Here is a 21,728-nt window from a genome sequence, read left to right as displayed (position 1 = left end):
TGCAGATATGAATCCCAACCCCGACGACCTCCTCATCTTCCTCGCCGTCTCACGTTCAGGTAAATTCACGACGGCGGCCCAAGCCTTGGGACTGAACCACACCACCGTTTCCCGCAGGATAGCGGCGCTGGAGAAGGCGCTGGGCGGCCGGGTCCTCGCGCGTGCGGCCGGTGGTTGGGAAGTGACGGATCTCGGCGCCGAAGCCGTGCTGGTCGCCGAACGCATCGAAGCTGCGGTGAGCGCCCTGGGACCCAGCGACCGCGCACCCGACCCGATTACCGGCGTCGTACGCATGACCGCGACCGATGGCTTCAGCGCCTACATCGCGGCGCCCGCTGTTGCCCGGCTTCGACGGGAGCATCCTGGGCTGAGCGTGGAGATCGTGACCGTTACACGTCGGGCGCTGCAGCAGAGGTCCGGCCTCGATATCGAGGTGGTGGTGGGGACGCCGCAGGTACACCGGGCCGAGGCGCTCCGGCTGGGCGAGTACAGGCTGGGGATGTACGCCTCACGGCAGTATCTGGCGGACCACGGGACTCCCTCCAGCATTGAGGAGCTCACACGGCATCAGTTGGTCTACTTTGTGGATTCGATGCTGCAGGTGGACGATCTCGACGCGCCCCGCAGGCTGGTTCCCACCATGCGCGACGGCCTGAGCTCCACGAATGTGTTCGTGCACGTGGAGGCGACAAGGGCCGGGGCCGGTGTTGGCTTCCTGCCATGCTTCATGGCGGACCGGCACCCGGACCTCGTGAGGCTTTTGCCGTCGGATTTCGCGGAGCTACTACCCTATTGGATGGTCCTCCGCCCCGACTCCATGCGCCGCCCCGCGGTAGCCGCCGTCGTGCAGGCTTTGCGCGAGGAGACGGAGAGCCGCCGGGAGGAGCTGCTCGGCGCCCCCTAACCCCCGGAGTGCTTGTACAGCTAATGCGCCTAAAAGCCCTCACAAGCGCGTTATGTGTACAAAAACTCCAAAGGGGGTGGGTCAGTTGGTGGGGGGATCGTGGCGGACGGGGGTGCCGGCTGCGAAGGCCCGGACCTTGGCGTCGTCCCAGATATGGGCTGGGACGCCCCCGCCCAGGAGCCTCCGCGCCAGTGTTGGATCATCGCCGAACGGGACGTGGCTTCCGGCCATGATCATGTTGCCGTAACGACGCCCCTTAAGCATGGCGGGGTCGGCGATGATCATGGTGTGCTCGAAGGTGTCGGCGATGGTGGCGGCATCCGCCCGGGCATTCTTCAGGTCGGGCGCGTCTCCGGAATTGACCACATACAGCCCGTCCGCGGCCAGCACGGCGTCGGCGTGAGCCGTGAATTCCCGCGTAGTCAGGGCGCGCGGAGTGAAGGCGCCGGCGAAGACGTCACGGATGATGAGATCCCGGGTATCCGGCGTGAGGGACTCGGTGACCTCCCGCGCTTCACCCACGCGGATCCGCAGCAAGGGCGCTTTCGGCAGGTCGAACCAGCCGCGGACGTAGTCGGCCAGCTTGCCATCCAGTTCGACGACGACCTGCCGGGCTTCCGGGTACGCGGAGTGGAAGTACCGCGCCATCGAACACGCACCTCCGCCCAAATGCAGCGCGCGCAGCTTCGGTTTATGCTCCCGGGGCCATCGTGATTCCACCAGGGCCGCGATCCAGCGCATGTACTCGAAGTCCAGGAAGAGCGGATCCGCCAGGTCGATGTGCGAGCTCATGACGCCGTTGATCTTCAGGAGCCACCCGTTGGAATTGTCCTGGTCCTGGAGCAGCTCACAATCGCCGGTATCAATGTAGTAGACGCCTTCAGCCGGACCTCCGGGGCGGGTGCCGGAAGGCACCTCGACGACTCCCGCCGTCGACCTCTTTCCGCGTCGTGCCACTATTTCCGCCCCGCCTGATCCATGCTCCCAGCCTAGTGGAATGTCGTATTACCCGGTTCAGTCACATAATTAGTAAGGATACTTACAGTTGGCCTGGTTGAGCCATATGATCGCATCATGAATGTTGGAGCATCGGTGTGGGCGGAGGTACTGACTGCCGCAGTCGCGTGGCTCACGGTGGTCTGCCTGCTGCTGACGAGGGTGCCCAAACCGCCCAGCCTGCTCGACTCGCCGCCGGTTCTCGAACCGCCGGCGGATCCCGACGCGCCGCTGGACGCCGACGCGCCGCTGGATGCGCCCGTAGACATCGGCCAGCCGGAGGACAGCGAACGTTGAGTCAGGACACGACGCCGGGACGCACCATCCGGTGTTCGGGCAGCGAGTACCAGGACGGGTCGCACAGTTGGCGCTTGCCGTCGGGAACGAAGCCGTTGCGCCGGTAGAAGGCCTGCGCCCGCGGGTTGTCGTCCAGGACCCACAGGTACGCCGGACCCTCGCCGATCAGGGCATCCACCAAAGCCTGCCCGACTCCCCTGCCGTGGATGTGTTCCAGGGTGTAGAGCATGAACAACTCCACGTCGCACGGGCGGTCCTCATCCCGGCCTTCACCGGCTGCGCCAAGTCCCACCAGCTCACCATCGGGACCGAAGGCCAGCATCCGGGTATGACCTGCCGCGATGAACTCCCGGTATTTGTCGGCGCGTTGGGGCAGCCCCACTTCCTGCCGCTCGAAGAATTCCCGCGGCAGCAGGTGTCCGTAGCTTTCCCGCCAGGACTGCAAATGCATGGCGGCCATGGCCCCGGCGTCTTCCACCGTTGCAGGGCGAAGCGTGAAATCCATCTACCGCACCCGCGCGATCGCGAAGCCGTCCCAGCCCTTGCTGCCCACCGTCTGGATGGCCGTGGCATCCAAGCGCGGGTCCTGGCCCATCATTTCCAAAGCCTTGACGATCCCCGGCGCGTTCGTTTCATCCCGCCCCGGCTCCAGGATGGCCCCGTCCCAGATCACGTTGTCCATCACGATCACCGTGCCAGGGTGGCCCAGCCTGATGGCCCAATCAAGGTAGTTGGCATCGTTTTCCTTGTCTGCGTCGATGAAGACAAGGTCGAACGGTTCTTGGCCAGCCAGCGTCGGAAGCGTGTCCAGGGCAGCCCCCACCCGGATGTCCACTTTGTGTCCCATGCCGGCAGCATCGAGGTTGGCACGGGCCACGTCGGCGTGCTTCTGGAGGTATTCGCACGTGACGATCCTGCCGTCGTCGGGCAGTCCCTGAGCCATCCAGATGCTGCTGAAGCCGGCCAGGGTGCCGATCTCCAGGACGCGCCTGGCCCCGGACAGCTGCACGAGCATCCGCAGCAGCTTGCCCGCATTGGGTGCCACCTCGATAGCCGGCATGCCCGCCTCAAGCGCGGAATCCACCGCGCGTCGGTGGGCAGGCTCAGGACGCACGACGACGTCAGTCAGGTAACGCTCGACGTCAACCCAGCCGGGCTTAGCCACGTGTTCAATCATGGCCCCCAGTCTGGCACTCGTGGCCTGCTGGGGAAAGCTTCTACTCCGAGGCGGAGATCGCGTCTTCCAGGCGTTCCACCTTGCCGGTCAGCTCGCCGCTGTAGCCAGGCCGGATGTCCGCCTTGATCACCAGTGAGACGCGGCTGCCATAGCGCCCAACCGCCTCAGTGGCGCGCTTGACAACGTCGAAAACCTCGTCCCATTCGCCCTCAATGGTGGTGAACATGGAGTCGGTCTGGTTGGGCAGCCCCGACTCACGGACGATCTTGACGGCGGCGGCAACAGCATCGTGCACGGAAGCGTCGGGGGCTGGTCCCCCGCTGGTGGCGGACGCGGGCTGGCCTGAAGGGGCGACTGAGAATGCAAGCAACATGAATCCAGTGTTTCATGTGCCGGTTTGTCATATAAGAACGTACTCCCGCGTAACAACAGGCCGGAACGCCTGCGTTGCTACTCTGACAAACATGGAACAGCCCTCTGAACGCAAGCCCCTCAGGGCAGACGCCGCACGCAATGTGGACAAGATCATTACCGCCGCCCGGCAGTGCTTCCGCGAATTTGGACCGGACGTACCCTTGCAGACCATCGCCGCCACCGCTGGAGTTGGCCCCGCAACGTTGTTCCGCAACTTCTCCGACAAGGAACAGCTGGTCCTCGCCGCACTGTCGCGGCAACTGCGCCAGCACGTGGACCCTGTGGCAGCTGCGGCAACCGACGGCATGGATGCCGCCGAAGGACTCATCAACGTCATCGACGCCGTGATGCGGGTTGCCAGCGAAGACGCCAACCTGCTGGATGCCGTTGCCGGCCGCCGCGGGCTTCTCATGGGAATCACCGGTGGTCTCATCGGAGCCATGGCCACCCTTCTGGAACGCGGGCAGGGCCAAGGAACCCTGCGCCGCGATATAACCATCGAGGACATGGTCCGGCTGGTTGCCATGCTGATTGGCGCCGTCGACACCATGGAACCGGGCTCCGAGGCCTGGAAGCGCCCCGTGGCTTTGATCGAGGACGCTATCCGGACCGAACGGCCCTCGCGCCCCCTTCCTGAGCAGTCGGGCATCCCGGGAGTGACCCTTAGCGAAAGCGCCTGAACCCGCCGCGGCCCGCGTTCAGTTCTGTCCTCAGCCCCAACCCAGCAGACGCAGCAATGCTGCGGCTGCCGCGCCCGCAATGACGACCACCAGGAACGGCGCGCGAAGCAACAGTGCGACGGCGGCAGCCACCAAAGCGCCGATCCGGGCATCGAGAACCAGCCCCTGCCCGGACGCCACAGCGTTCACTACCGTCAGGGACGCGAGCAGCCCAATCGTCATGGTCCCGGCCACATGCATGATGCGGGGATTGTCCAGCAGCTTCGCAGGCACGAAGTAGCCAACCAGCTTGGTGAGGTAGGCCAGCGCGCAGGCAATGAGGATCCACAGCCAAAGGTTCATTTCCCGCCCTCATTCCCGTGCCGGTGCTTCTCCGCGTAGGGATCGACGTCCGGCTCCAGGCCTTCGTCCATGCGGGCGTGGCTGAACCAGCCGATGACTCCGGCAACCACTGCGGCCACCAGGATGGGGACGCCTGACGGCACGAAGGGTACGGCCAGGATTGTGGCCAACGCGCAGGCTGCTGCGATGGCCCATGGTTCACGGCCTTTGAGTCGCGGCCACAACAGTGCAAGGAACGCCGCGACGGCAGCTCCATCCAGCCCCCACTGCTTGGGGTCTCCCATGGCATCGCCGGCCAAGGCTCCGACGGCAGTGAAGATATTCCACAAAATGAATATTCCAGTGCCTGCGGTCCAGAAGCCTCGGCTCTGCTCACCGGGATCGGATTGGCCGGAGGCGGTGGCAGTCGACTCGTCGATGGTGACGTGGGCCGAGACATAGCGCTTCCAGCCCATCGGGCGCAGCATGGCATTGATCTGCATCCCGTAGATGCCGTTGCGCATACCCAGCAGAGCACTGGCCGTCATGGCCGCGACACCTGAACCGCCGCCTGCCACGACACCGATGAACGCGAATTGCGACCCCCCGCTGAACAGCAGGAGACTCAGCGCCATCGTCTGCCAGAAGTCAAAGCCGGACGCCACCGACAACGCGCCGAAGGAAACTCCATAGAGGCCCGTTGCAATACTCAGGGACAGAGCGATCTTGAAGGCCGGCGACTCCCTCAGCTTCATGGGAGCGGAACTGCTGCTCATTTCCGGAGACTCCAGGACCACAGGATGAGGGGCAGCTGCAAAGGCAGCCGGACGGTGTGGATTCGTCGCTCTTTTTCTGTGCCGTCCGGCCCGTAAGCACGTCTCAGGGCATCAATATGTCCCGCAAGGAATGCAGTGAACATCGCGGTGGTCGCGTCGGCGGCTACCTTACGCGTGGCGGGGATCAGAAGTCCGACGGCGGCAGCGGCCTCAAGCAGGCCCGAAGAAGCAATCCATTCCTCGCGGGACATGACTGCCAAGGGACCATTGGAACCGGAGCCGGGCTCATCGTTGCGGCACAGATAGTCCGGTACCACGGGGTTGTAGAAGGACGGCGTGCGGAAGTGCTTCGCAGCGCTGGCCAGGAGCAAAGCGCTCAGGGCAACTGCGGAGGTGGTGCGGCGTGCTTGGACTGACCAGCGAAAAGACATGAGACCACTCAATCACAAGCGGGGTGGCCCCCAAAGCTGCGTGCTAGTTGGAGACCATCAGTTGGGCGAGCACCTGCGCTGGCCGGTTGGTGGTGATCTCGTGGATGCCCAACCCTTGGCACAGGGCAACGTCCTTCTCAGAGTCAACAGTCCACACGCGGAATATACGCCCGGCCTCCAGCCAGCGCTGGACATTTCGGGCATGTTCACGCACATAGTCAATGCCCGGACCAGCGATGCCCACTTGCCCTTCGTCGAGCACGCGTTCCGCGTCTTCCTGGGCAGCCTTCATGACGTTTGCTACTGCACCGCCGGTGAGGAATCCCAGGCCAAGCTCCTGGCGGATTTCCTGGACGGTGAAGTCATCCACCAATTGGCAGATGTGCTGCCCGGGGACTGACTCAAGCAACTTCTGGACGGAGTCCGAGTCAAAGCTCATGAAGGAGATCTGTATATTCTCCAGCCGGGATTCTTCCGGCGACCATCCCTCCTCCTCCAAGAGGGCCAGGACCCGCTCCTCGAGTTTGAGGCCGTAAGGACTTGGGTGCTTGAGTTCGATCGCCAACCCGATGTCCCGGCCGGCTCCGCGGAGGATGTCCAGCAGTTCCGGCAATGTCAGGAATTGGTCAGCCACTCCCCCGTAGGCGTCGGGGATGCGGGCTCCCTTCCACGACGAGAAGTCCAAGGACCTGAGCTGCTCAAGGGTGTGCTCGGAAACAGGCCCGGTCCCCGTGGAGGTGCGGTCCAGGTTGGCATCATGCAGAAGGACCACGTGCTGGTCCCGGGTCAGGTGGACGTCGCACTCAACCCCGTCCGCGCCGTCGGCAATCGCCTTCAGATAGGCCGCCCGCGTGTGCTCCGCGTACGCGGCACTGGCGCCGCGGTGGGCGTAAACCTTGGGTCGGAGCGGGGTGAAGTCGTCGGTGGTCATGCAGACACGGTAGCCCACACCGCTGTACGAACGGGGACTACGCTGGGCTAATGCAGGTGAACTCTGAGCGAACCCCAACTGACGATGTCGCCACGCCGGACCCGCAACCCACACGGCGCGGTGACGCAGACGCGCGGGGCCGTTCCGCCGTCGTCGACTTTTCCGCCGGTGAGCGGGAGAAAGCGGCAGCGCTCCTCCGTATGAAGCGCTTGGCGCTGGGCCTCCTGATTGCCATGGCCGTGATTTTCACGGTGGCCTTTGCACTGCAGAAGCAGTACCCGTGGCTGGAATATGTTCGCGCTGCCGCCGAGGGCGGCATGGTGGGTGCTTTGGCTGACTGGTTCGCCGTGACGGCCCTGTTCAAGTACCCGATGGGACTGCGGATTCCGCACACGGCCATCATTCCGCGGCGCAAAGACCAGATCGGTGAGTCGCTCAGCGAGTTCGTGGAGAGCAATTTCCTCTCGCAGGAGGTTGTGCAGGAGAAGTTGGCCAGCATCGACATCGCCCGCAAGGCCGGGCACTGGCTATCGGGACCCGGCGGTGCCGAACGTGTGGCCAAGGAGGGTGGCGCGGCGATCCGCGGCGTGTTCACGGTCCTCAACGACGACGACGTGCAGGCAGTCATCGAGGGCATGGTCCGCAAGCACCTCCTCACACCTCCGTGGGGGCCGCCCGTAGGCCGGATGGCCGAACGGATCTTCGCCGACGGTCATCATCACAGGCTGGTGGACCTGCTGGTGGACCGCGCCGCCGACTGGGTGGATGCCAACCACGCAACGGTGAACCGGCTGGTGTCGGACCGGTCTCCGCTGTGGGTGCCGACGTTCGTCGATGGACTGGTGGGTGACCGCGTGCACGTTGAGCTCTCCAAGTTTGTCCGCGCGGTCCAGGCCGACCCGAACCACCAGGTCCGGCAGTCGATTGACGCCTACCTCACCGATCTTGCACAAGACCTCCAGCATGATCCGGCGATGATCGAGCGCGCTGAGGGGATCAAGGCGCAGATCCTCGGCGATCCGGAGGTCCGCGAACTGGCCTCCCGCACCTGGGGAACAGTCAAGACCGCGCTGCTCAACGCCGTCGACGATCCCGACAGCGAACTGAGCCAGCGCTTCAAGAGCGCCGTGCGGGACTTTGGTACGCGCCTGGTCAACGACGAGGAACTGGCCAGCAAGGTCAACACCTGGATCGGTGATGCCGCCGGGTATTTGGTGAACACGTACCGCTCGGATATCGCCGGTGTCATCTCTGACACGGTGGCGCGCTGGGATGCCGAGGAGACGTCGCAGAAGATCGAGCTGCAGGTGGGCAAGGACCTCCAGTACATCCGCATCAACGGAACGGTGGTGGGCGCGTTGGCCGGTTTGGCGATCTTCACCGTGGCCCACCTGCTCTTCGGCTGAGCCCGGCACCCTGGAGCTGGCGGATGGGCCTTGGTACCGTCAACGCATGCCTATCAAGCTTGAGAACGTCGGAATAGCTGTCCGGGACCTCGAAGAAACCATCGCCTTCTTCACCGACCTGGGCCTGACGGTGCTGGGCCGGGACACTGTCAGCGGTGACTGGGCCGACACCGCCGTTGGACTCGACGGAAACCACGCGAAGATTGCGGTCCTCCAAACCCCGGACGGCCAGGGCCAACTGGAGCTCTTCGAGTACCTTCATCCCGATGCGATCGAAACGAGCCCTACCCTTCCCAACGAGATCGGCATGCACCGCGTGGCTTTCTCGGTTGACGACATCGACGCCGCCTTGGAGATTGCCGCAAAACACGGATGCACCCCGCTGCGTGGAGTGGCCAACTATCAGGACGTCTACAAGCTGACGTACCTTCGCGGTCCCAGCGGCATCCTTGTCATGCTGGCCCAGAAGCTCCAAGGCTGACGGCACCGCTTTAGCCCAGCAAATGCACCATCTGCCCCGGCCTGGCCTGTCCGATCAAGTCGAGGTCGTCGTCGCGGACCAGCGCAATCACGGGCGACTTGGCGGTGGCCGGTCGGTCTGCGAGGGCGATGACGGGAAGGCCCGACGCCGGCAAAACCACAGAACCTGCCGCCAACGGTTGGGCCTGGGGTGCTGGAGCCGAGGCCACCTCAAGCGGCCGGCCCGCCAGCCGCGCACCGACGCGGTCGGACTCGGGTGAGAGAGTCCAAGGTTCCGTGGTCAAGCGAAGCCACAATCCGGCGTCGTAATTTGGCACCCGCGGTCCGCGGGTAATCCGGGCGACCACCGGCCGTTCGGGGTCGAGTGCGCGGCGGGCAGGCTGATGGATATGCGGGAATCCCTGGCCCTGTGCCTTGCCGAAGGTCAGGGTCCTGCCGGCTTGAGTCGCTCCGCGCCCTGTGAATCCGCCGTGCACTGCAACGTAGTAGCGGATCCCGAACCTGGCGGGACCAAAAGCCAGCACGGCTCCGGGAGCCACACGGATCGGTTTGTTCAGCGGAAGTTCCTCGCCGTTGAGGGTCACAACGCCCTCGGCACCGGTGACGGCGATGGCGGAACCCGTAACGAAGCGCAGCTTCAGGCCACCCACCAGGACCTCAAGTCCCGGCGCCGTGGCGGAGTTGCCCAGCAGGGCGTTGGCCAGGTTCATGGACGCACGATCCAGGACGTGCTCAGGGTCAAGGACCAGGCTCGAGGGCCCGGGATCCACCACTACTGCACCCATGCGGCCTCCCTGTTCACGAATTCCGCCTCTCCATAAAATCAGGCAAAAGCCTCGATGTTCACGCCTGCCTGCTCAAGGCCTTCGCGAACAGCTGCTGCCATGTTGACCGCGCCGGGGGTGTCGCCGTGGATACACAAGGAGTCGGCTTGGACGGGTACAACGGAACCGTCGATGGCTACGACTTCCTTGCGGGTGGCCAGCCGCACGGCCTGTGCCACGACGGCTGCGGTGTCGTGCAGCACGGCGCCTTCCTGTGTACGGGGAACCAGTGTCCCGTCCGGAAGGTAGGCCCGGTCCACGAATGCTTCCCGGAAGACCGGGTGGCCTGCTTCGTCGGCCAGCGTGATCCAGGCGGAGCCCGCCAGGCCGAGCACGGGAAGACCGGGATCGTAGGCGTGGACGGCAGCCACCACTGCCTCAGCCTGCTCAGTGTCGCGGACGATCCTGTTGTACAGGGCGCCGTGCGGCTTCACGTAGTCCACCGAGGCACCCACCGCGTGGGCCATCCCGTCCAGGGCTCCGAGCTGGTAGAGCACGTCGCCAAACAGCTCATCGAACGTCATGTCCAGCGAACGGCGACCAAAACCGGCCAAGTCCCGGTACCCGACGTGGGCGCCCACCCGGACATCGAGTTCAAAGGCGGCACGGCAGCTGTCCAGCATGGTGAGGGGGTCGCCGGCGTGGAATCCGCAGGCCACGTTGGCGCTGCTCACGATGCGGAACATGGAAGCGTCGTCGCCCATGGTCCAGGAGCCGAACGATTCTCCCAGGTCAGCGTTCAAATCCACTGTTATCGCCTTCCGACGTCGGGTTCTCAAGGACATTCTTGCGTGCCTTGGGCAGCAGCTCGCCTGGAATGGTGTCTGGCAGGGGGCCGAACGCTTCCTTGGCTGTGGCCACAACAGCACGGCCCATCATCATATTGCCGGCACCGCCCACCACTGCACCTACGCCGAAGGGCAGTGCGCGGCCCAGGAAGGCCGTGCCCTGCTTCTTAATGAGGTTCTTCAGGAAGGCCCGTTGAATGGCATCCCGGACGACGCCGAAGCCACTGCCCGGAATCTTCCTGGTCAGCGTCTTGCCCCAAGCGTTGGTCACGCCCTTGCCCCGGCCGAGCGACTGGCCGCTCAGGGCGCCCAGCAGGGAGGTTCCTTCCTCGCCGAGCATGATGGCCATGACCATGGTGCGTGCGCGTTCAGGGTCGGTCAGCCGAATGCCGTGCAACTCCGCCAGCGACGACGCGTACAGCGCGGTGGTCTCAAGGAATCCGACAGTGGCCAAGGCGGAGAGGCCCAGCGATGCCGCGGTCCCCAGGCCAGGTACGACGGCGATGGCCCCCACCCCGGCTCCCCCACCTGCGACAGCGGTCAGGTAATGGCGCTCAAGTTTGGAGGCCAGCTGCGCCGGGGAATCGTTGGGGTACCGGCGCTGCAGCCTGCGAAGATTCGCCAGGACCAGCGGGCGTTGGACTTCCACTGCCTTCAGGAGCACGTTGTGCACGCCGGGCTTGGTGTTGCCTTCGGCATCGAAGACTGCGTTGTGTGCCGTCTCTTGGGCGATTTTCACCGCCGGGTTGGGGCGCTTGGGCATGTTCACCTCTCCTTGGCAGCTCTGATTATTCAGGGAACTGATGGTTTTAGCCTATGCCACACTCCCGCATTGCGAGGCCCGTTCTGCGCCCTATGTGGACAGTATTCCGCGCAAAGCGGACCCCACAATTGGCATCCCCGGCGTAGACTGGGGGCACTTACGGAAGCAGTCCAGCAAGGACAGGGAGTATCCGTCATGAACGCCCCGGACAAGAACGAACACGTCATCCGGCACCACACCGACGCCCCGGCGGAGGGTGAAACTGAAGGCTGGGAACCGCACGATACCGGCCTGCACAGCCAGGACCCGGCCGAAGGTCCGGACATCGACGACGGCGACGCCCCGCCGTCGGGCGCTTCTTGACCTGACATTCCTCCCGCCTCAGGTGCGGGACAACCTTACGCAGCGTCCTGACCCAGGTCTAGGCTGGTGAAATGGCCGCCCTGAGAGCGCTGCGCCCCTTTGTGCACCGGGACTTCCGGGTGCTGATCTCCGCCCTGTCCGTCTCCATTTTCGGATCCGGCATGTGGGCAGTGGCCATGGTCTACGAGGTCATCCACTTGGGCGGGGGTCCACTGGAGTTGTCGTTGGTGGCCACGGCAGCAAGCGTGGGGCTGGTGGGATTCGTGCTGGCAGGTGGCATCGCCGCCGACCGGCTCCCCCAACGCCTCCTCATCATCGCTGTGGAAGGCGCCAACCTGGCCGTGATCGCCACAGTCACGCTCCTGGCGATGCTCAATGTCCTCCAACTCTGGCACTTGGCCATCGGCGCCTTCATCCTGGGCGTCGGGCAGGCCTTCTTCTTCCCCGCGTACTCAGCCATCCTTCCGCGTATCCTGCCAGCGGAGGACCTCTTGGCGGCAAACGGCATGGAAGGCACCGTCCGGCCCATCCTCCAACAGGCTGCCGGACCCGCGATCGCCGGCATCCTGGTGGCGGCCTTCTCGCCGGCACATGCCGTTGCAGGAGTGGCTGCGTGCCATTTCCTGGCGTTCGCGATCCTGAATTTCCTGGGCCGGCAGCGCCTGGACGGTCCCGAAAAACCGTCCGAGACAGCCGTCCCACGCTCCTTCCTCCGCGACCTCCGCGAAGGGTTCAGCTACACCATCCGCACCCCCTGGCTGCTCTGGACCCTCATTTGGGCCTGCCTGTCAGTGCTTTTCCTGATCGGACCCATCGAGGTCCTGCTGCCTTTCGTGGTCCGCGACCAGCTCGGTGGTGACTCCAGGGTGTTCGGCTTCCTGCTGGCCGTGATGGGCGTCGGAAGCGCGGTGGCCGCACTGGCAACCGCGTCGTTCCCACTGCCCCGCCGCTACCTGACGGTGATGGTGGTGACCTGGGGGCTGGGCAGCCTGCCCGTAGCCGCGATCGGTTTCATGGACAATGTGTGGCTGCTCGGAGGTGCCATGCTGATTTTCGGAGTCACCGAGGGCATAGGAACCGTCATCTGGGGCACGCTCCTGCAACGCCGCGTCCCACGGCATCTGTTGGGCCGGATTTCGAGCCTGGATTTCTTTGTTTCCCTGGCCTTGATGCCCGTGTCCATGGCACTCGCCGGACCTGTGGCCGAGGTGGTCCCGATCTGGCTGATTTTCCTGGTTGCCGGCCTGGTGTGCCCGTTGATGGCGTTCGTGGCTGTCTTCGCGGCCCGGATGATGACGGACGAGATCGAGAATCCACTGACGCCTGCTGAGACCGAAACGACAGACACGCAGCCCGACGCCGTGTAGCAGGGTGCTGTCGCCCTAAACGGGCGCGGGCCCCGTGGTGCGGCGGGTCACCAGGTGCGGTGTCCGCACCAGGTGGGTGGCCGGCGTCGTACCCTCCAAACGGTCGACGGCGCGGTCCACTGCGGCGTGGGCCAGCAGCGGCGCGTCCTGGCTGATGGAGGACAACTGCACGTAACTCAGGCGGGCAAATTGGCTGTCGTCATATCCCAGGATGGACACATCCTCCGGGACCCGCAGTCCGGCAGCCCGGAAACTCTCCCATACGCCCAGCGCACAGCGGTCGTTGAAAGCCACGACGGCGGTGGGCAGCTCCTGCTGCAGCTCACGGCCGGCGCGCAAACCGTCTTCTTCGGTGGGGCCGCCGGAGATCACGCGGGCGGGCAGCCCAAGGCGCGCCATCTCCTGTTCAAATGCCTTCCTGCGTTGCGGCCCCGAGACTGCCGCGCCGCCGTCCACGTGGGCGATGTTTCGGTGCCCCAGTGAGGTGAGGTGCTCGATCGCCAGGCGGATGCCGGCGTCGTCGTCGCTGCTGACAGAGTCCACGGAATCGCCGACGTCGTCCCGGAGGAGGCTGACCACGGGCACCCGGGCAGCGTAGGCGGCGAGTTCCTGCTCTGCGAGGGTCGGGGAAATCATGATGAGGGCTTCGCAGCCGAGATCCAGCAGCGATTCCACGGCCCGATCTTCGGAGCGCCCGTTGGCCACGGCGCTGAGGGCAATGTCGTAGCCCCGGAGCGTGGCACCGGCATAGGCGGCATCCACGATCTCGGCGTGAAAGGCCTGCGCCGTGGAGAAGCTGACGCCCAGGAGCCTCGTGCGGCTGCTTCGGAGAAGGCGGGCACGGCTGTCGGGTCTGTAGCCGAGTGCGCGGGCTGCTTTACGCACCTTGAGCCGGGTGGCATCCGACGCGCCGGGAACGTCGCGCATCACGATGGAAACCAGCGCTCGGGAAACCCCCGCCGCCTCCGCTACGTCCATCAGGGTAGGCCGTTTGCCCGTCATGGCTCTCCTCTGTTCGGGAGCCAGTCTATAGAACGATCTACCTTGGTGCGGCCGGGCGCAGGCCTTTGACGAGTCGTGCGGTCGGTCGCGACTCAGACGACCGACCGCACTAGCCCGTTCACGCAGCGATGGCGCCCCGGGCGGGCCCCAGAACCCGCCACACCCATCGCTGCCACTGTGCCGATGACACACGACGCAGCCGAAAAGGGCAACGGCGCTGTACGCGGTCAATGACATGGGCACTGGATATGTACTCCGATACCCCAAAACATGACGCGAAGTTCTGAAGAATATTTTTCGGCACGGACTCCCTCGCAGAAAAATCGGTGTTCCCGCGGGGACTGCGGCGTATTTTCCGAATCACGGAACGATCCAGGCATGTTTCCCACGCTTCACTAGAACGATCTAGACAGTCGGGGCATGATCATGCAACCATGGGCTGAGCTAGAACGATCTAGAACTTCTAACAGGAGACCCAATGACGTACCTCCAGCACCCGGCAGCCGAAGACCGCCCCGTCCGCATCGCTGTGATCGGCGCGGGCTGGATCGGCAGGTTCCACGCCGAGTCCATCGCACGCCGCGTCCCCCATGCCCGCTTGGAAGCCATCGTCGATCCCGTCCTGGCTGCCGTTCAGGAGCTTGCCACAAGTCTTGGCATCACCAAGATCAGTACAGACGTTGCCGATGTGCTGGCGGATCCGGACGTTGACGCTGTGCTCATCGCCTCGCCCCTGCGTTTCCACGCCGAGCTGATCACCGCTGCCGCCCAGGCCGGGAAGGACGTCTTCTGCGAAAAGCCGGGCGGACGGACCATCGCGGAACTGGACGCAGCCATCGACGCAGCGGCGAGTGCCGGCGTCGTACTCCGCTTTGGCTTCAACCGCCGCTACTCCGCCGACTTCGCGGCGGCACGCAAGCTGATCGACGACGGCGCCGTGGGCACACCCCAGCTGCTCCGCTCCCTGACCCGCGATCCCGGGACGGAAGCCGGACTCAGCAATCCGGAGCGCATCGCGCCGGGGACCATCTTCCTGGAGACCCTGATCCACGACTTCGACACCCTCAACTGGCTCAACCCCGGCGCCGTCCCCGTCAAGGTCCACGCCGTCGCCGATGCCCTGGTGGCACCCGAGGCGAAGGCCGGCGGCCTGCTGGATACCGCCGTCGTGACCGTCACCTACAGCAACGGCGCAATCGCGGTGGCGGAAGCGAACTTCAACGCACTGTACGGCTATGACGTACGCGGCGAGGTCTTTGGGTCGGCCGGCATGGTCACCGCCGGAACGCCGCAGGCCACGAATGCCACCAGCTACACCGCAGCAGGCATCACCTCCGGGACGTCCCGCCTGAACATCCACCTCTTCCACGACGCCTACACGGCGGAGCTGGCGCACTTTGCGGACGACGTCGCAGCACGACGCGGCTACGCGGGAGAACGCACGACGGCGGCCGCCCCGCCTGCCGCCGTCGCAGCTTCCTCCGCGGCAGCGCCGGGTGGCGTTGATGCGAGGAATGCCCTGGCCGTTGCTTTGGCTGCATTCAAATCCGCGGAGACCGGGCTGCCGGTTGAGGTTTCGGAGATCGCAGAACTCCAGGCTGCGGAGCCGGCCCTCGTCCTCCAAGGAGCCTGCGCATGAGCTTTCGCCTAGCCGTCTGCGCTGAGATGGTCTACGGGGAACTGCCGCTCATCGACCGCGTGCACAGGATCCATAAGCAGGGCTTCGATGTGGAGCTGTGGGACACCCGCGGGCGGGACATTGCAGCGCTAGGAGCCACAGGTGCCAGGTTCTCATCGATGAGCGGCTACTTCGGTGGCAGCGTGATCGACCCCTTGACCGCGCATGAAGTCCTGGCCTCGGCGGAAAAGCTGATCCCGACCGCCCTGGAACTCGGAGTCGAGCGGATGGTCGTCCACCCGGCCGAGCTGGGGGAAGGCGGGCGTGCGGTCCGGCCAATCCACCGTTCGTCGGGAGAAATGTGGCTGACCGGACTCCGCACGCTGGAGAAGCTCGGCACTTTAGGCGAAAAGCACGGCATAATCTTGGCCCTGGAGAACCTCAACACGATCCTTGACCACCCCGGCATTCCGCTTGCCCGGGCGAAGGACACACTTGCCCTGGTCCGGGCCGTGGATCATCCGAACGTCAAGATGATGCTGGACCTCTATCACGCACAGATCGGCGAGGGGAACCTGATCGAGCTGGTCCGCGCGGCCCAACCATTCACCGGCGAGATCCAGGTGGCCGACGTACCCGGACGCTTCGAGCCTGGGACCGGGGAGATCAATTACCCGATCATCGCCAAGGCACTCCGTGAGGCTGGATATACGGGCGTGATCGGCATGGAAGCCGCAGCCGTGGGCGGGGAGAGCGTCGAAGCGGGAGATGCAGCCTTGGCCGCCTTCCGCGCCGCCTTCTCCCCCAAGTAGGGGACAGCAAACGTCGCTACGAGCACCCAGTGCGACATGTGCTGTCCCCTACTTGGGTTCAGTACTTGATGGGTTCCAGTCGTCCGGAGCGGAGGGAAAGCACGGCAGCCTCGGCAATGGCCTGGGCTTTCAGTCCGTCCTCAAGGGAAGGGGTCGGGGCGGCGCCTCCGTCCAGGGAAGACACGAACGCTGCGAGTGCCGCGGCATACGTCGGCTGCACACGCTCGAACCAGCCCGGGTGGAGTCCGTCGTCCACCACGGATGTGCCCGAATACCGGGACACCGCCCCGTTCCGGTGCCGGCGTGCTTCCACCATCCCCTCGGAGCCCATGATCTCGATCCGCTCGTCGTAGCCGTAGCCGGTGCGGCGCACGGAATCGATCTGGACCAACGCCCCGCCGGGGAGCCGCAACGTGACCGCGGAGGTGTCGACGTCGTCGTACTCGGTGATGCCGGGCTCCGCCAAAGCCGAGCCGGTGGCGAAAACCTCCACCGGGTCCAGGCCGGAGAGCCAACGCGCCAGGTCGAAGAAGTGCACGGTTTGGTCGCGCATCTGCCCACCGGAGACAGCGATATAGGACAACGGCGGCATGGACGGGCCCCGCGACGTGAGCTGGATGAGTTCCACTGTGCCGATCTCGCCGGAGTCCACTACGCGCTTGAGCTCGGCGTAGTCGCGGTCGAAGCGGCGGTTGAAGTCCACCATGACGGGCACGCCGCTTTCCTGCGCGAAGGCGGCGGTCTCGCGTGCCCGGTCCAGGTCAAGGTCGATCGGCTTCTCGCACAGGGCTGCAATTCCGACGGCGGCTGCCCGACGAAGGTGCCCGGCGTGGGTATCGGTGGAGGAGGCGATGAAGACGGCGTCGATCACCTCAGGATCAAAGACCTCCTCGAGAGTCGTTGCGGCCGAGGCGCCATGCGCGGCGGCGAGGGCTTGTGCGCGCTGCTGGTCGACGTCGTACACCAGCCGGAAGTCGATCGCCGGGTGGGCTGCGAGGTTGGCGGCGTGAACGGAACCGATGAAGCCGGCTCCGATAAGGGCGAAACGGGGCATGTCAGACTACTGCTTTCTTCAGGGCGGATCGCTCCGGGGCGGATTGCTTCACGGCGAACGCTGGGATTTTCCACGCGGAGTCTTCGTGGTGCGAGGCAGCGACGGCCTCGACGAACTGGACACCGATCAAGCCGTCGATGCCGGTGGGGAAGGACAGTTCACGCCCGGGCAGATCTGTGCCGTCGCGTCGGGCGCGCAGCACCTCGGCGAGGTCCGAGTAGAAATTGGCGAAGGCCTCAAGGAATCCCTCCGGATGGCCCAGGCCGACGCGCGTGAGCCGGGACGCGTCGTCGTGCAGGGTGCTGAGCCCGTGGGTCAGGATGGTGGTGGCGCCGTCGAGGTCCTGGACCGTGAGGTGGTGCGGGTCCTCGTGCTGCCATTCCAGGCTGCCCTTCTCGCCGTACACCCGGATGCGGAGGCCGTGGTTGTGGCCGGTCGCAGCCATGCTGGCCCACAGACGGGCTGGAACGTTGCCTGTCAGTTGCAGCTCCACAGTGGCGTTATCGAAAACGCGACGCCCCGGCACGAACGTCTGCAGGCGGCCGGACAGGCGCTCGGCTTCGAGGCCAGTGATGTAGCGGAGCAGGTGGAAGGCGTGCGTTCCGAGGTCGCCGACGACACTCGGGAAGCCGGCAATGTCCGGATTCGTGCGCCACTTGGCCTGCTTGTGGCCCCCGTTCTCGAGCGGCGTTGCTGCCCAACCGGAGGCATGCTCTACGTCGACAAAGCGGATGGCGCCCAGCTCGCCATCGCGCACCATCCGGGCCGCCTGGCGGACCATGGCGTAGGCCGAGTAGCAGTGCGGGACAGCCAGGATGGCATTGTTCTCCCCGGCAACCCGGACCAGCTCGGCCGCGGTTGCGGAATCCCGGGTCAGCGGCTTTTCGCACACCACGGAGATGCCCTTTTGCAGGAACGTCCGCGCGATCTCGAAGTGGCTGTCGTTCGGGGTCGCGACCACCACCACATCCACGCCGTCTTCCCGGGCGGCTTCGGCGGCGGCCATCGCCTGGATGTCGCCGTAGTTGCGGTCCGGTTCCACGCCGAGTTCGACGGCGGTGGCCTGGGAACTGCTCTTATCCCGCCCGAAGATACCGGCCCGGAGATCGTAGTGGCCGTCCAGCCGCATGGCATAGCGGTGGGTCTTGCCGATGTCGGCGCCCGGACCGCCTCCGACCATTCCGGCGACCAATTGCCGCGAATTCGGTGCACTCATTGAAAGATCCTCATTGACTCTTTGGAATTTACTTGGACCGGTCCATAATGGATGCAGAAGACCCGTGACGTCAATCCTTTTCGCTAAGGGCCTGAGCTCGACGGCATTGCTAAGATGTTGGAGGTTTCACCAGTTTCACCTACTTTCACCCGGGACATAGGTAATAGCCCACCAATTGGATAAGAAGGTGGTAGCCCTCTGCCGCTTCGTGGAGGTTGATCCGGTCAGCGCGCCTCAGGAAGGTGGCTCATGCACGTCAAAAAGGAAAGCAGCACAGTGACCGACGTGCCGAAAGCGCAGCCCACCAAGCCCACCATCCGCGATGTCGCGAGCGCTGCGGGGGTCTCCAAATCCCTGGTCTCACTGGTCCTTCAGGGCTCGCCGAACGTGAGTGAGAGCCGCCGTCGGGCCGTCCTGGAAGCCATGGAGCAATTGGGCTACCGACCCAACAGACTGGCCCAACGCCTGTCCGGCCCGAGAAGCGGAACCATCGGGGTGATGCTCAACGACATCCGCAACCCCTGGTTCGTGGAGTTGCTGGAGGGGCTCACGGCATCACTGCATGCAGCGGGGGTTTCACCGGTCCTGGCAGACTCCTACACCGACAACCGGGTAGGCCGCAGTTCCGTGGAGACCCTGCTGGAGCAGCGGATTGACGGACTCGTGGTGGTCGGAACTACCACGGAGTCTGCCGCGATTGAGAAGGCCGCCCAGGGCATCCCGGTGGTCCTGGCCGGAACGCGGGAGCCGGTGCTGCCCGGCGTCGATATAGTCGTCAATGATGACGACGCCGGTGCGCGCCAGGCCACTGAACACCTCCTTGCACTGGGGCACCGGAGGATCGCACACCTGCAAGGCCCTGCCGAGGTAGGCAGAATCCGGCGGGAATCGTTCGAACGGACCATGCGCGACGCCGGACTCGAGCCGGTTGTGGTGTCCGGCGGCGTGAGCGAGGAAAGCGCCTACGCCGCCGCCAGTCGGCTCTTGTCCGGAAAAGACAAGCCAACCGCGATCTTTGCCTACAACGACATCGCCTGCATTGGCGCACTGTCCGCGGCCGACGACCTTGGCCTGTCCGTGCCCGAAGACCTCTCACTCGTGGGCTACGACAACACCTACCTGGCCAAGATCCGGCACCTCTCCCTGACCTCAGTGGACAACGGCAACCTGGCTGTGGGCGTCGAGGCCGGAAAGTTCATCCTGGAGCGCCTTGCCGCACCGGACTTGCCCGGAAGGGTTCACCAAGTGCCCTCGCAACTGCAAGTTCGGGGATCCTCGGGTGACGCGCCCTCGTAGCCACACTCCCTTCCTGGCCACGCCTCTTCATGGCCGAGCCCCTACCGCCGACCCAGCAGCAGCACGCCCACGTTGGCGGCCACGATCAAAGCAATTCCCGCCCACTGCATCCACTCCAGCTCCTGCCCCAGCACCAGCGCTCCGATGACCGCGGCGAACACGGGATTGACGCTCATCAGGATGCCGAAGAGGCTCGCCGGGACACGCCGCAGGGCAATCAGGTCTGCCACGTAAGGCAGAACCGAGGCCAGGACGCCCGCACCCACGGCGCACAGGACCGCCAGACCGTCCACTGGCCGGCTCAGGAAAACGACGACGGCGACAGGCAGGAAGAGCGTCGCCGACACCCCCGAAGCGGCAGCCGTGCCCTGGATGCCTTGGATGCGACGGCCCACCACCCGGTTGAGGAGAATGTAGGCAGCCCAACTGCATGCTGCCATCAAGCCGAAGCCAATGCCCACGAAGTCGGTGGATGCTTCGGGGCGGGTAATGAGCACCCGCCTTCTGCCTCGAGCTGATCAGGGCCACAGCCAGGGGTCCCAAAAACTCCAGGGTCACAGCAAGGCCCAGGCCGATCCTTTGGATGGAGGCGTACAGTCCGAGGTTCATGGTTCCGAACGAGAGCGCCAACAGGAGCACGGGCCACCATTGCTGCCAGCTCAGCTCGCGCAGCTTGGGTCGCACGGTCGGAAGCAGGACGGCTGCTGCCACGAGCTGGCGGACGGCCACCACGCCCACCGGCCCCATCACGGGAAACGCCAGGGATCCCGTCGCCGCTCCGAGTTGGTTGGAGAGAGCACTGGCCACCAGGGTGGCGGTTCCGCCCGCCGCTGCGCTTCTGTTCATGGTGAGAGTGTGCGCCGGAAGGACTCATCCGCTAAATGCATGAATGGCCCTATTTATACGCAAAATGCATGAATAAGATGGACCACATGGATGTGGAAGTGCGGCAGTTGCGGTGCTTGGCAGCAGTAGTTGATGAGGGGACATTTACGGATGCCGCCATCGCCCTGCGGATGTCGCAAGCAGCCGTTTCACGCAACATCGCAGCCCTTGAGCAGGTCATCGGCGCTACGCTGCTGGAGCGGACAACGCGCATGGTCAAACTGACCCCTGCCGGTGAGCGTGCGCTCGCGAAGGCCCGGCGGATCCTGGCGCTGCTGTCAGAACTTGAACGCGAAGCCCGGGGCGACGCCGGACTGGTGCGGATCGGCTACGCCTGGTCAGCGCTGGGTGAGCACACCACCGCGTTCCAGCGCCAGTGGCGGGAACGCTTCCCCGCCACGGAGTTGCAACTTGTCCGCTCCAACACACCCAGCGGCGGACTGCTGGACGGAACCACAGACCTTGCCATCCTTCGTCGCCTTCCGGTGGCGACCGGCGTCGAACATGTCCGGATCGGCGAGGAAAAGCGCTACTGCGCCCTCTCCGCAGACGATTCCCTGGCCTCACGGCGGAGCGTCAGCCTGGCCCAGATTGCCGCGGGTCCGGTGGCAACGGATTTGCGCACCGGAAGCACCACTCTTGAGCTCTGGCCCGCGGAGATACGGCCACAGGAAGTGATTTCCATCAGTGACATCGACGATTGGTTGACGGTCATCGGCAGCGGTTCCGCCCGCGGGATCACGGCAGAGTCCACAGCTCACCAATACCGCCGGCGCGGCGTCGTTTATCGCCCGGTCAGGGACGCTCCAGCGCTCCCCGTGTACGCGGCCTGGCTGACGAAGGATCCCCCGCGGGAGTGCCCCTCGATCGTTCAGCTCCTCGAGTTCGTCTACGCCTGACCGCCCTCTCCCGCCTGCCGCAAAATCC

26 protein-coding genes are annotated in these 21,728 nt (G+C 65.1%); 11 read left to right on the top strand and 15 right to left on the bottom strand.

Going from position 1 to position 21,728, the window contains the following annotated elements; genetic code table 11:
* Positions 1-7 precede the first annotated feature (7 nt).
* The gene (locus FDP28_RS12535; protein ID WP_144661772.1) at positions 8-904 is read left to right on the top strand and encodes a LysR family transcriptional regulator; all 897 of its coding nucleotides are present in this window, start codon (positions 8-10) and stop codon (positions 902-904) included.
* Positions 905-985: 81 nt separating this feature from the next.
* Here FDP28_RS12535 and FDP28_RS12530 read toward each other — a convergent pair whose 3' ends face one another.
* Entirely contained in the window at positions 986-1,861 is an 876-nt protein-coding gene (locus FDP28_RS12530; protein WP_144661771.1) for a spermidine synthase, read from the bottom strand.
* A gap of 117 nt (positions 1,862-1,978) precedes the next feature.
* Between FDP28_RS12530 and FDP28_RS12525 the strand changes: the two genes are divergently transcribed.
* The gene (locus FDP28_RS12525) at positions 1,979-2,197 is read left to right on the top strand and encodes a hypothetical protein (protein WP_144661770.1); all 219 of its coding nucleotides are present in this window, start codon (positions 1,979-1,981) and stop codon (positions 2,195-2,197) included.
* Position 2,198: 1 nt separating this feature from the next.
* On the opposite strand, the gene FDP28_RS12520 is transcribed toward FDP28_RS12525, so the two are convergent.
* From FDP28_RS12520 to FDP28_RS12510, 3 genes are read right to left on the bottom strand one after another with little or no spacing between them, the layout of a single operon-like run.
* Positions 2,199-2,702 (bottom strand): GNAT family N-acetyltransferase, encoded by a 504-nt coding sequence (locus FDP28_RS12520; protein ID WP_144661769.1) that lies wholly within the window; start codon positions 2,700-2,702, stop codon positions 2,199-2,201.
* Positions 2,703-3,374: an O-methyltransferase gene (locus FDP28_RS12515; RefSeq protein ID WP_144661768.1), complete on the bottom strand. Its 672-nt coding sequence runs from the start codon at positions 3,372-3,374 to the stop codon at positions 2,703-2,705.
* 40 nt (positions 3,375-3,414) lie between these two features.
* Positions 3,415-3,747, bottom strand: coding sequence for a thiamine-binding protein (locus tag FDP28_RS12510; protein WP_144661767.1), 333 nt, complete (start codon positions 3,745-3,747; stop codon positions 3,415-3,417).
* A 91-nt stretch (positions 3,748-3,838) separates the two neighbouring features.
* Here FDP28_RS12510 and FDP28_RS12505 point away from each other — a divergent pair, with 91 nt between their 5' ends.
* Complete coding sequence (locus FDP28_RS12505; RefSeq protein WP_144661766.1) at positions 3,839-4,468, top strand: TetR/AcrR family transcriptional regulator; 630 nt, start codon at positions 3,839-3,841, stop codon at positions 4,466-4,468.
* 30 nt (positions 4,469-4,498) lie between these two features.
* Here FDP28_RS12505 and FDP28_RS12500 read toward each other — a convergent pair whose 3' ends face one another.
* Genes FDP28_RS12500 through FDP28_RS12485 form a run of 4 tightly spaced genes read right to left on the bottom strand, consistent with a single transcriptional unit; the run spans position 4,499 to position 6,927 of the window.
* Positions 4,499-4,810, bottom strand: a complete 312-nt coding sequence (locus FDP28_RS12500) for an AzlD domain-containing protein (RefSeq protein ID WP_144661765.1) — start codon at positions 4,808-4,810, stop codon at positions 4,499-4,501.
* Complete coding sequence (locus tag FDP28_RS12495) at positions 4,807-5,565, bottom strand: AzlC family ABC transporter permease (RefSeq protein WP_144661764.1); 759 nt, start codon at positions 5,563-5,565, stop codon at positions 4,807-4,809. Before FDP28_RS12495 ends, FDP28_RS12500 begins: the two co-directional genes overlap by 4 nt.
* Positions 5,562-5,996 (bottom strand): DoxX family protein, encoded by a 435-nt coding sequence (locus FDP28_RS12490; RefSeq protein WP_144661763.1) that lies wholly within the window; start codon positions 5,994-5,996, stop codon positions 5,562-5,564. Before FDP28_RS12490 ends, FDP28_RS12495 begins: the two co-directional genes overlap by 4 nt.
* 43 nt (positions 5,997-6,039) lie before the next feature.
* Positions 6,040-6,927: a glycerophosphodiester phosphodiesterase family protein gene (locus FDP28_RS12485; protein ID WP_144661762.1), complete on the bottom strand. Its 888-nt coding sequence runs from the start codon at positions 6,925-6,927 to the stop codon at positions 6,040-6,042.
* Between the two features lie 50 nt (positions 6,928-6,977).
* On the opposite strand from FDP28_RS12485, the gene FDP28_RS12480 reads away from it, so the two are divergent.
* Positions 6,978-8,333, top strand: coding sequence for a DUF445 domain-containing protein (locus tag FDP28_RS12480; protein ID WP_144661761.1), 1,356 nt, complete (start codon positions 6,978-6,980; stop codon positions 8,331-8,333).
* Between the two features lie 46 nt (positions 8,334-8,379).
* Positions 8,380-8,814: a VOC family protein gene (locus FDP28_RS12475; RefSeq protein ID WP_144661760.1), complete on the top strand. Its 435-nt coding sequence runs from the start codon at positions 8,380-8,382 to the stop codon at positions 8,812-8,814.
* A 10-nt stretch (positions 8,815-8,824) separates the two neighbouring features.
* Here FDP28_RS12475 and FDP28_RS12470 read toward each other — a convergent pair whose 3' ends face one another.
* The 3 genes from FDP28_RS12470 to FDP28_RS12460 are packed head-to-tail and all read right to left on the bottom strand — an operon-like array spanning position 8,825 to position 11,188.
* Positions 8,825-9,598 (bottom strand): 5-oxoprolinase subunit C family protein, encoded by a 774-nt coding sequence (locus FDP28_RS12470; protein WP_144661759.1) that lies wholly within the window; start codon positions 9,596-9,598, stop codon positions 8,825-8,827.
* A gap of 38 nt (positions 9,599-9,636) precedes the next feature.
* Positions 9,637-10,386, bottom strand: coding sequence for a LamB/YcsF family protein (locus tag FDP28_RS12465; protein WP_144661758.1), 750 nt, complete (start codon positions 10,384-10,386; stop codon positions 9,637-9,639).
* Positions 10,370-11,188 (bottom strand): hypothetical protein, encoded by an 819-nt coding sequence (locus FDP28_RS12460; RefSeq protein WP_144661757.1) that lies wholly within the window; start codon positions 11,186-11,188, stop codon positions 10,370-10,372. Before FDP28_RS12460 ends, FDP28_RS12465 begins: the two co-directional genes overlap by 17 nt.
* A gap of 195 nt (positions 11,189-11,383) precedes the next feature.
* Between FDP28_RS12460 and FDP28_RS20565 the strand changes: the two genes are divergently transcribed.
* Together FDP28_RS20565 and FDP28_RS12455 are read left to right on the top strand one after the other, a co-directional pair.
* Positions 11,384-11,551 (top strand): hypothetical protein, encoded by a 168-nt coding sequence (locus FDP28_RS20565; protein ID WP_186313619.1) that lies wholly within the window; start codon positions 11,384-11,386, stop codon positions 11,549-11,551.
* Positions 11,552-11,622: 71 nt separating this feature from the next.
* Positions 11,623-12,918: an MFS transporter gene (locus FDP28_RS12455; protein WP_144661756.1), complete on the top strand. Its 1,296-nt coding sequence runs from the start codon at positions 11,623-11,625 to the stop codon at positions 12,916-12,918.
* 15 nt (positions 12,919-12,933) lie between these two features.
* On the opposite strand, the gene FDP28_RS12450 is transcribed toward FDP28_RS12455, so the two are convergent.
* Positions 12,934-13,920 carry a LacI family DNA-binding transcriptional regulator gene (locus FDP28_RS12450; protein ID WP_144661755.1) on the bottom strand — a complete coding sequence of 329 codons (987 nt, stop codon included), beginning with the start codon at positions 13,918-13,920 and terminating at the stop codon, positions 12,934-12,936.
* A 478-nt stretch (positions 13,921-14,398) separates the two neighbouring features.
* Here FDP28_RS12450 and FDP28_RS12445 point away from each other — a divergent pair, with 478 nt between their 5' ends.
* Positions 14,399-15,559 (top strand): Gfo/Idh/MocA family oxidoreductase, encoded by a 1,161-nt coding sequence (locus tag FDP28_RS12445; protein ID WP_144661754.1) that lies wholly within the window; start codon positions 14,399-14,401, stop codon positions 15,557-15,559.
* Positions 15,556-16,350, top strand: coding sequence for a TIM barrel protein (locus FDP28_RS12440; RefSeq protein ID WP_144661753.1), 795 nt, complete (start codon positions 15,556-15,558; stop codon positions 16,348-16,350). Before FDP28_RS12445 ends, FDP28_RS12440 begins: the two co-directional genes overlap by 4 nt.
* A 58-nt stretch (positions 16,351-16,408) precedes the next feature.
* On the opposite strand, the gene FDP28_RS12435 is transcribed toward FDP28_RS12440, so the two are convergent.
* Together FDP28_RS12435 and FDP28_RS12430 are read right to left on the bottom strand one after the other, a co-directional pair.
* Positions 16,409-17,404 carry a Gfo/Idh/MocA family protein gene (locus FDP28_RS12435; protein WP_144661752.1) on the bottom strand — a complete coding sequence of 332 codons (996 nt, stop codon included), beginning with the start codon at positions 17,402-17,404 and terminating at the stop codon, positions 16,409-16,411.
* A gap of 1 nt (position 17,405) precedes the next feature.
* A complete protein-coding gene (locus FDP28_RS12430) occupies positions 17,406-18,620 on the bottom strand; it encodes a Gfo/Idh/MocA family protein (RefSeq protein WP_144661751.1) in 1,215 nt (404 codons plus the stop codon).
* A gap of 249 nt (positions 18,621-18,869) precedes the next feature.
* Here FDP28_RS12430 and FDP28_RS12425 point away from each other — a divergent pair, with 249 nt between their 5' ends.
* A complete protein-coding gene (locus FDP28_RS12425) occupies positions 18,870-19,916 on the top strand; it encodes a LacI family DNA-binding transcriptional regulator (RefSeq protein WP_144661750.1) in 1,047 nt (348 codons plus the stop codon).
* 41 nt (positions 19,917-19,957) lie between these two features.
* Here the strand turns inward: FDP28_RS12425 and FDP28_RS20785 are convergent, their stop codons facing one another.
* On the bottom strand, positions 19,958-20,413 hold the full coding sequence (locus tag FDP28_RS20785) for an EamA family transporter (RefSeq protein ID WP_260842458.1): 456 nt from the start codon (positions 20,411-20,413) through the stop codon (positions 19,958-19,960).
* A gap of 417 nt (positions 20,414-20,830) precedes the next feature.
* On the opposite strand from FDP28_RS20785, the gene FDP28_RS12415 reads away from it, so the two are divergent.
* Positions 20,831-21,700: a LysR family transcriptional regulator gene (locus FDP28_RS12415; protein ID WP_260842457.1), complete on the top strand. Its 870-nt coding sequence runs from the start codon at positions 20,831-20,833 to the stop codon at positions 21,698-21,700.
* Positions 21,701-21,728 lie beyond the last annotated feature (28 nt).

Origin of the sequence: Paenarthrobacter nicotinovorans (assembly GCF_007670255.1) — a bacterium.
GTDB classification, from domain to species: domain Bacteria; phylum Actinomycetota; class Actinomycetes; order Actinomycetales; family Micrococcaceae; genus Arthrobacter; species Arthrobacter nicotinovorans_B.
Note: the sequence above shows the minus strand (reverse complement) of the source record. Positions and strands in the feature narration are given on the sequence as shown.

Coding starts and splice junctions, on each gene's coding strand:
- FDP28_RS12495 (WP_144661764.1), bottom strand. CDS start 5,565: ATGAGCAGCAGTTCCGCTCCCATGAAGCTGAGGGAGTCGCCGGCCTTC.
- FDP28_RS12470 (WP_144661759.1), bottom strand. CDS start 9,598: ATGGGTGCAGTAGTGGTGGATCCCGGGCCCTCGAGCCTGGTCCTTGAC.
- FDP28_RS12515 (WP_144661768.1), bottom strand. CDS start 3,374: ATGATTGAACACGTGGCTAAGCCCGGCTGGGTTGACGTCGAGCGTTAC.
- FDP28_RS12490 (WP_144661763.1), bottom strand. CDS start 5,996: ATGTCTTTTCGCTGGTCAGTCCAAGCACGCCGCACCACCTCCGCAGTT.
- FDP28_RS12455 (WP_144661756.1), top strand. CDS start 11,623: ATGGCCGCCCTGAGAGCGCTGCGCCCCTTTGTGCACCGGGACTTCCGG.
- FDP28_RS12485 (WP_144661762.1), bottom strand. CDS start 6,927: ATGACCACCGACGACTTCACCCCGCTCCGACCCAAGGTTTACGCCCAC.
- FDP28_RS12445 (WP_144661754.1), top strand. CDS start 14,399: ATGACGTACCTCCAGCACCCGGCAGCCGAAGACCGCCCCGTCCGCATC.
- FDP28_RS20565 (WP_186313619.1), top strand. CDS start 11,384: ATGAACGCCCCGGACAAGAACGAACACGTCATCCGGCACCACACCGAC.
- FDP28_RS12525 (WP_144661770.1), top strand. CDS start 1,979: ATGAATGTTGGAGCATCGGTGTGGGCGGAGGTACTGACTGCCGCAGTC.
- FDP28_RS12520 (WP_144661769.1), bottom strand. CDS start 2,702: ATGGATTTCACGCTTCGCCCTGCAACGGTGGAAGACGCCGGGGCCATG.
- FDP28_RS12505 (WP_144661766.1), top strand. CDS start 3,839: ATGGAACAGCCCTCTGAACGCAAGCCCCTCAGGGCAGACGCCGCACGC.
- FDP28_RS12440 (WP_144661753.1), top strand. CDS start 15,556: ATGAGCTTTCGCCTAGCCGTCTGCGCTGAGATGGTCTACGGGGAACTG.
- FDP28_RS12510 (WP_144661767.1), bottom strand. CDS start 3,747: ATGTTGCTTGCATTCTCAGTCGCCCCTTCAGGCCAGCCCGCGTCCGCC.
- FDP28_RS12450 (WP_144661755.1), bottom strand. CDS start 13,920: ATGACGGGCAAACGGCCTACCCTGATGGACGTAGCGGAGGCGGCGGGG.
- FDP28_RS12415 (WP_260842457.1), top strand. CDS start 20,831: ATGAATAAGATGGACCACATGGATGTGGAAGTGCGGCAGTTGCGGTGC.
- FDP28_RS12435 (WP_144661752.1), bottom strand. CDS start 17,404: ATGCCCCGTTTCGCCCTTATCGGAGCCGGCTTCATCGGTTCCGTTCAC.
- FDP28_RS12475 (WP_144661760.1), top strand. CDS start 8,380: ATGCCTATCAAGCTTGAGAACGTCGGAATAGCTGTCCGGGACCTCGAA.
- FDP28_RS12460 (WP_144661757.1), bottom strand. CDS start 11,188: ATGCCCAAGCGCCCCAACCCGGCGGTGAAAATCGCCCAAGAGACGGCA.
- FDP28_RS12480 (WP_144661761.1), top strand. CDS start 6,978: ATGCAGGTGAACTCTGAGCGAACCCCAACTGACGATGTCGCCACGCCG.
- FDP28_RS12425 (WP_144661750.1), top strand. CDS start 18,870: ATGCACGTCAAAAAGGAAAGCAGCACAGTGACCGACGTGCCGAAAGCG.
- FDP28_RS12500 (WP_144661765.1), bottom strand. CDS start 4,810: ATGAACCTTTGGCTGTGGATCCTCATTGCCTGCGCGCTGGCCTACCTC.
- FDP28_RS12535 (WP_144661772.1), top strand. CDS start 8: ATGAATCCCAACCCCGACGACCTCCTCATCTTCCTCGCCGTCTCACGT.
- FDP28_RS12430 (WP_144661751.1), bottom strand. CDS start 18,620: ATGAGTGCACCGAATTCGCGGCAATTGGTCGCCGGAATGGTCGGAGGC.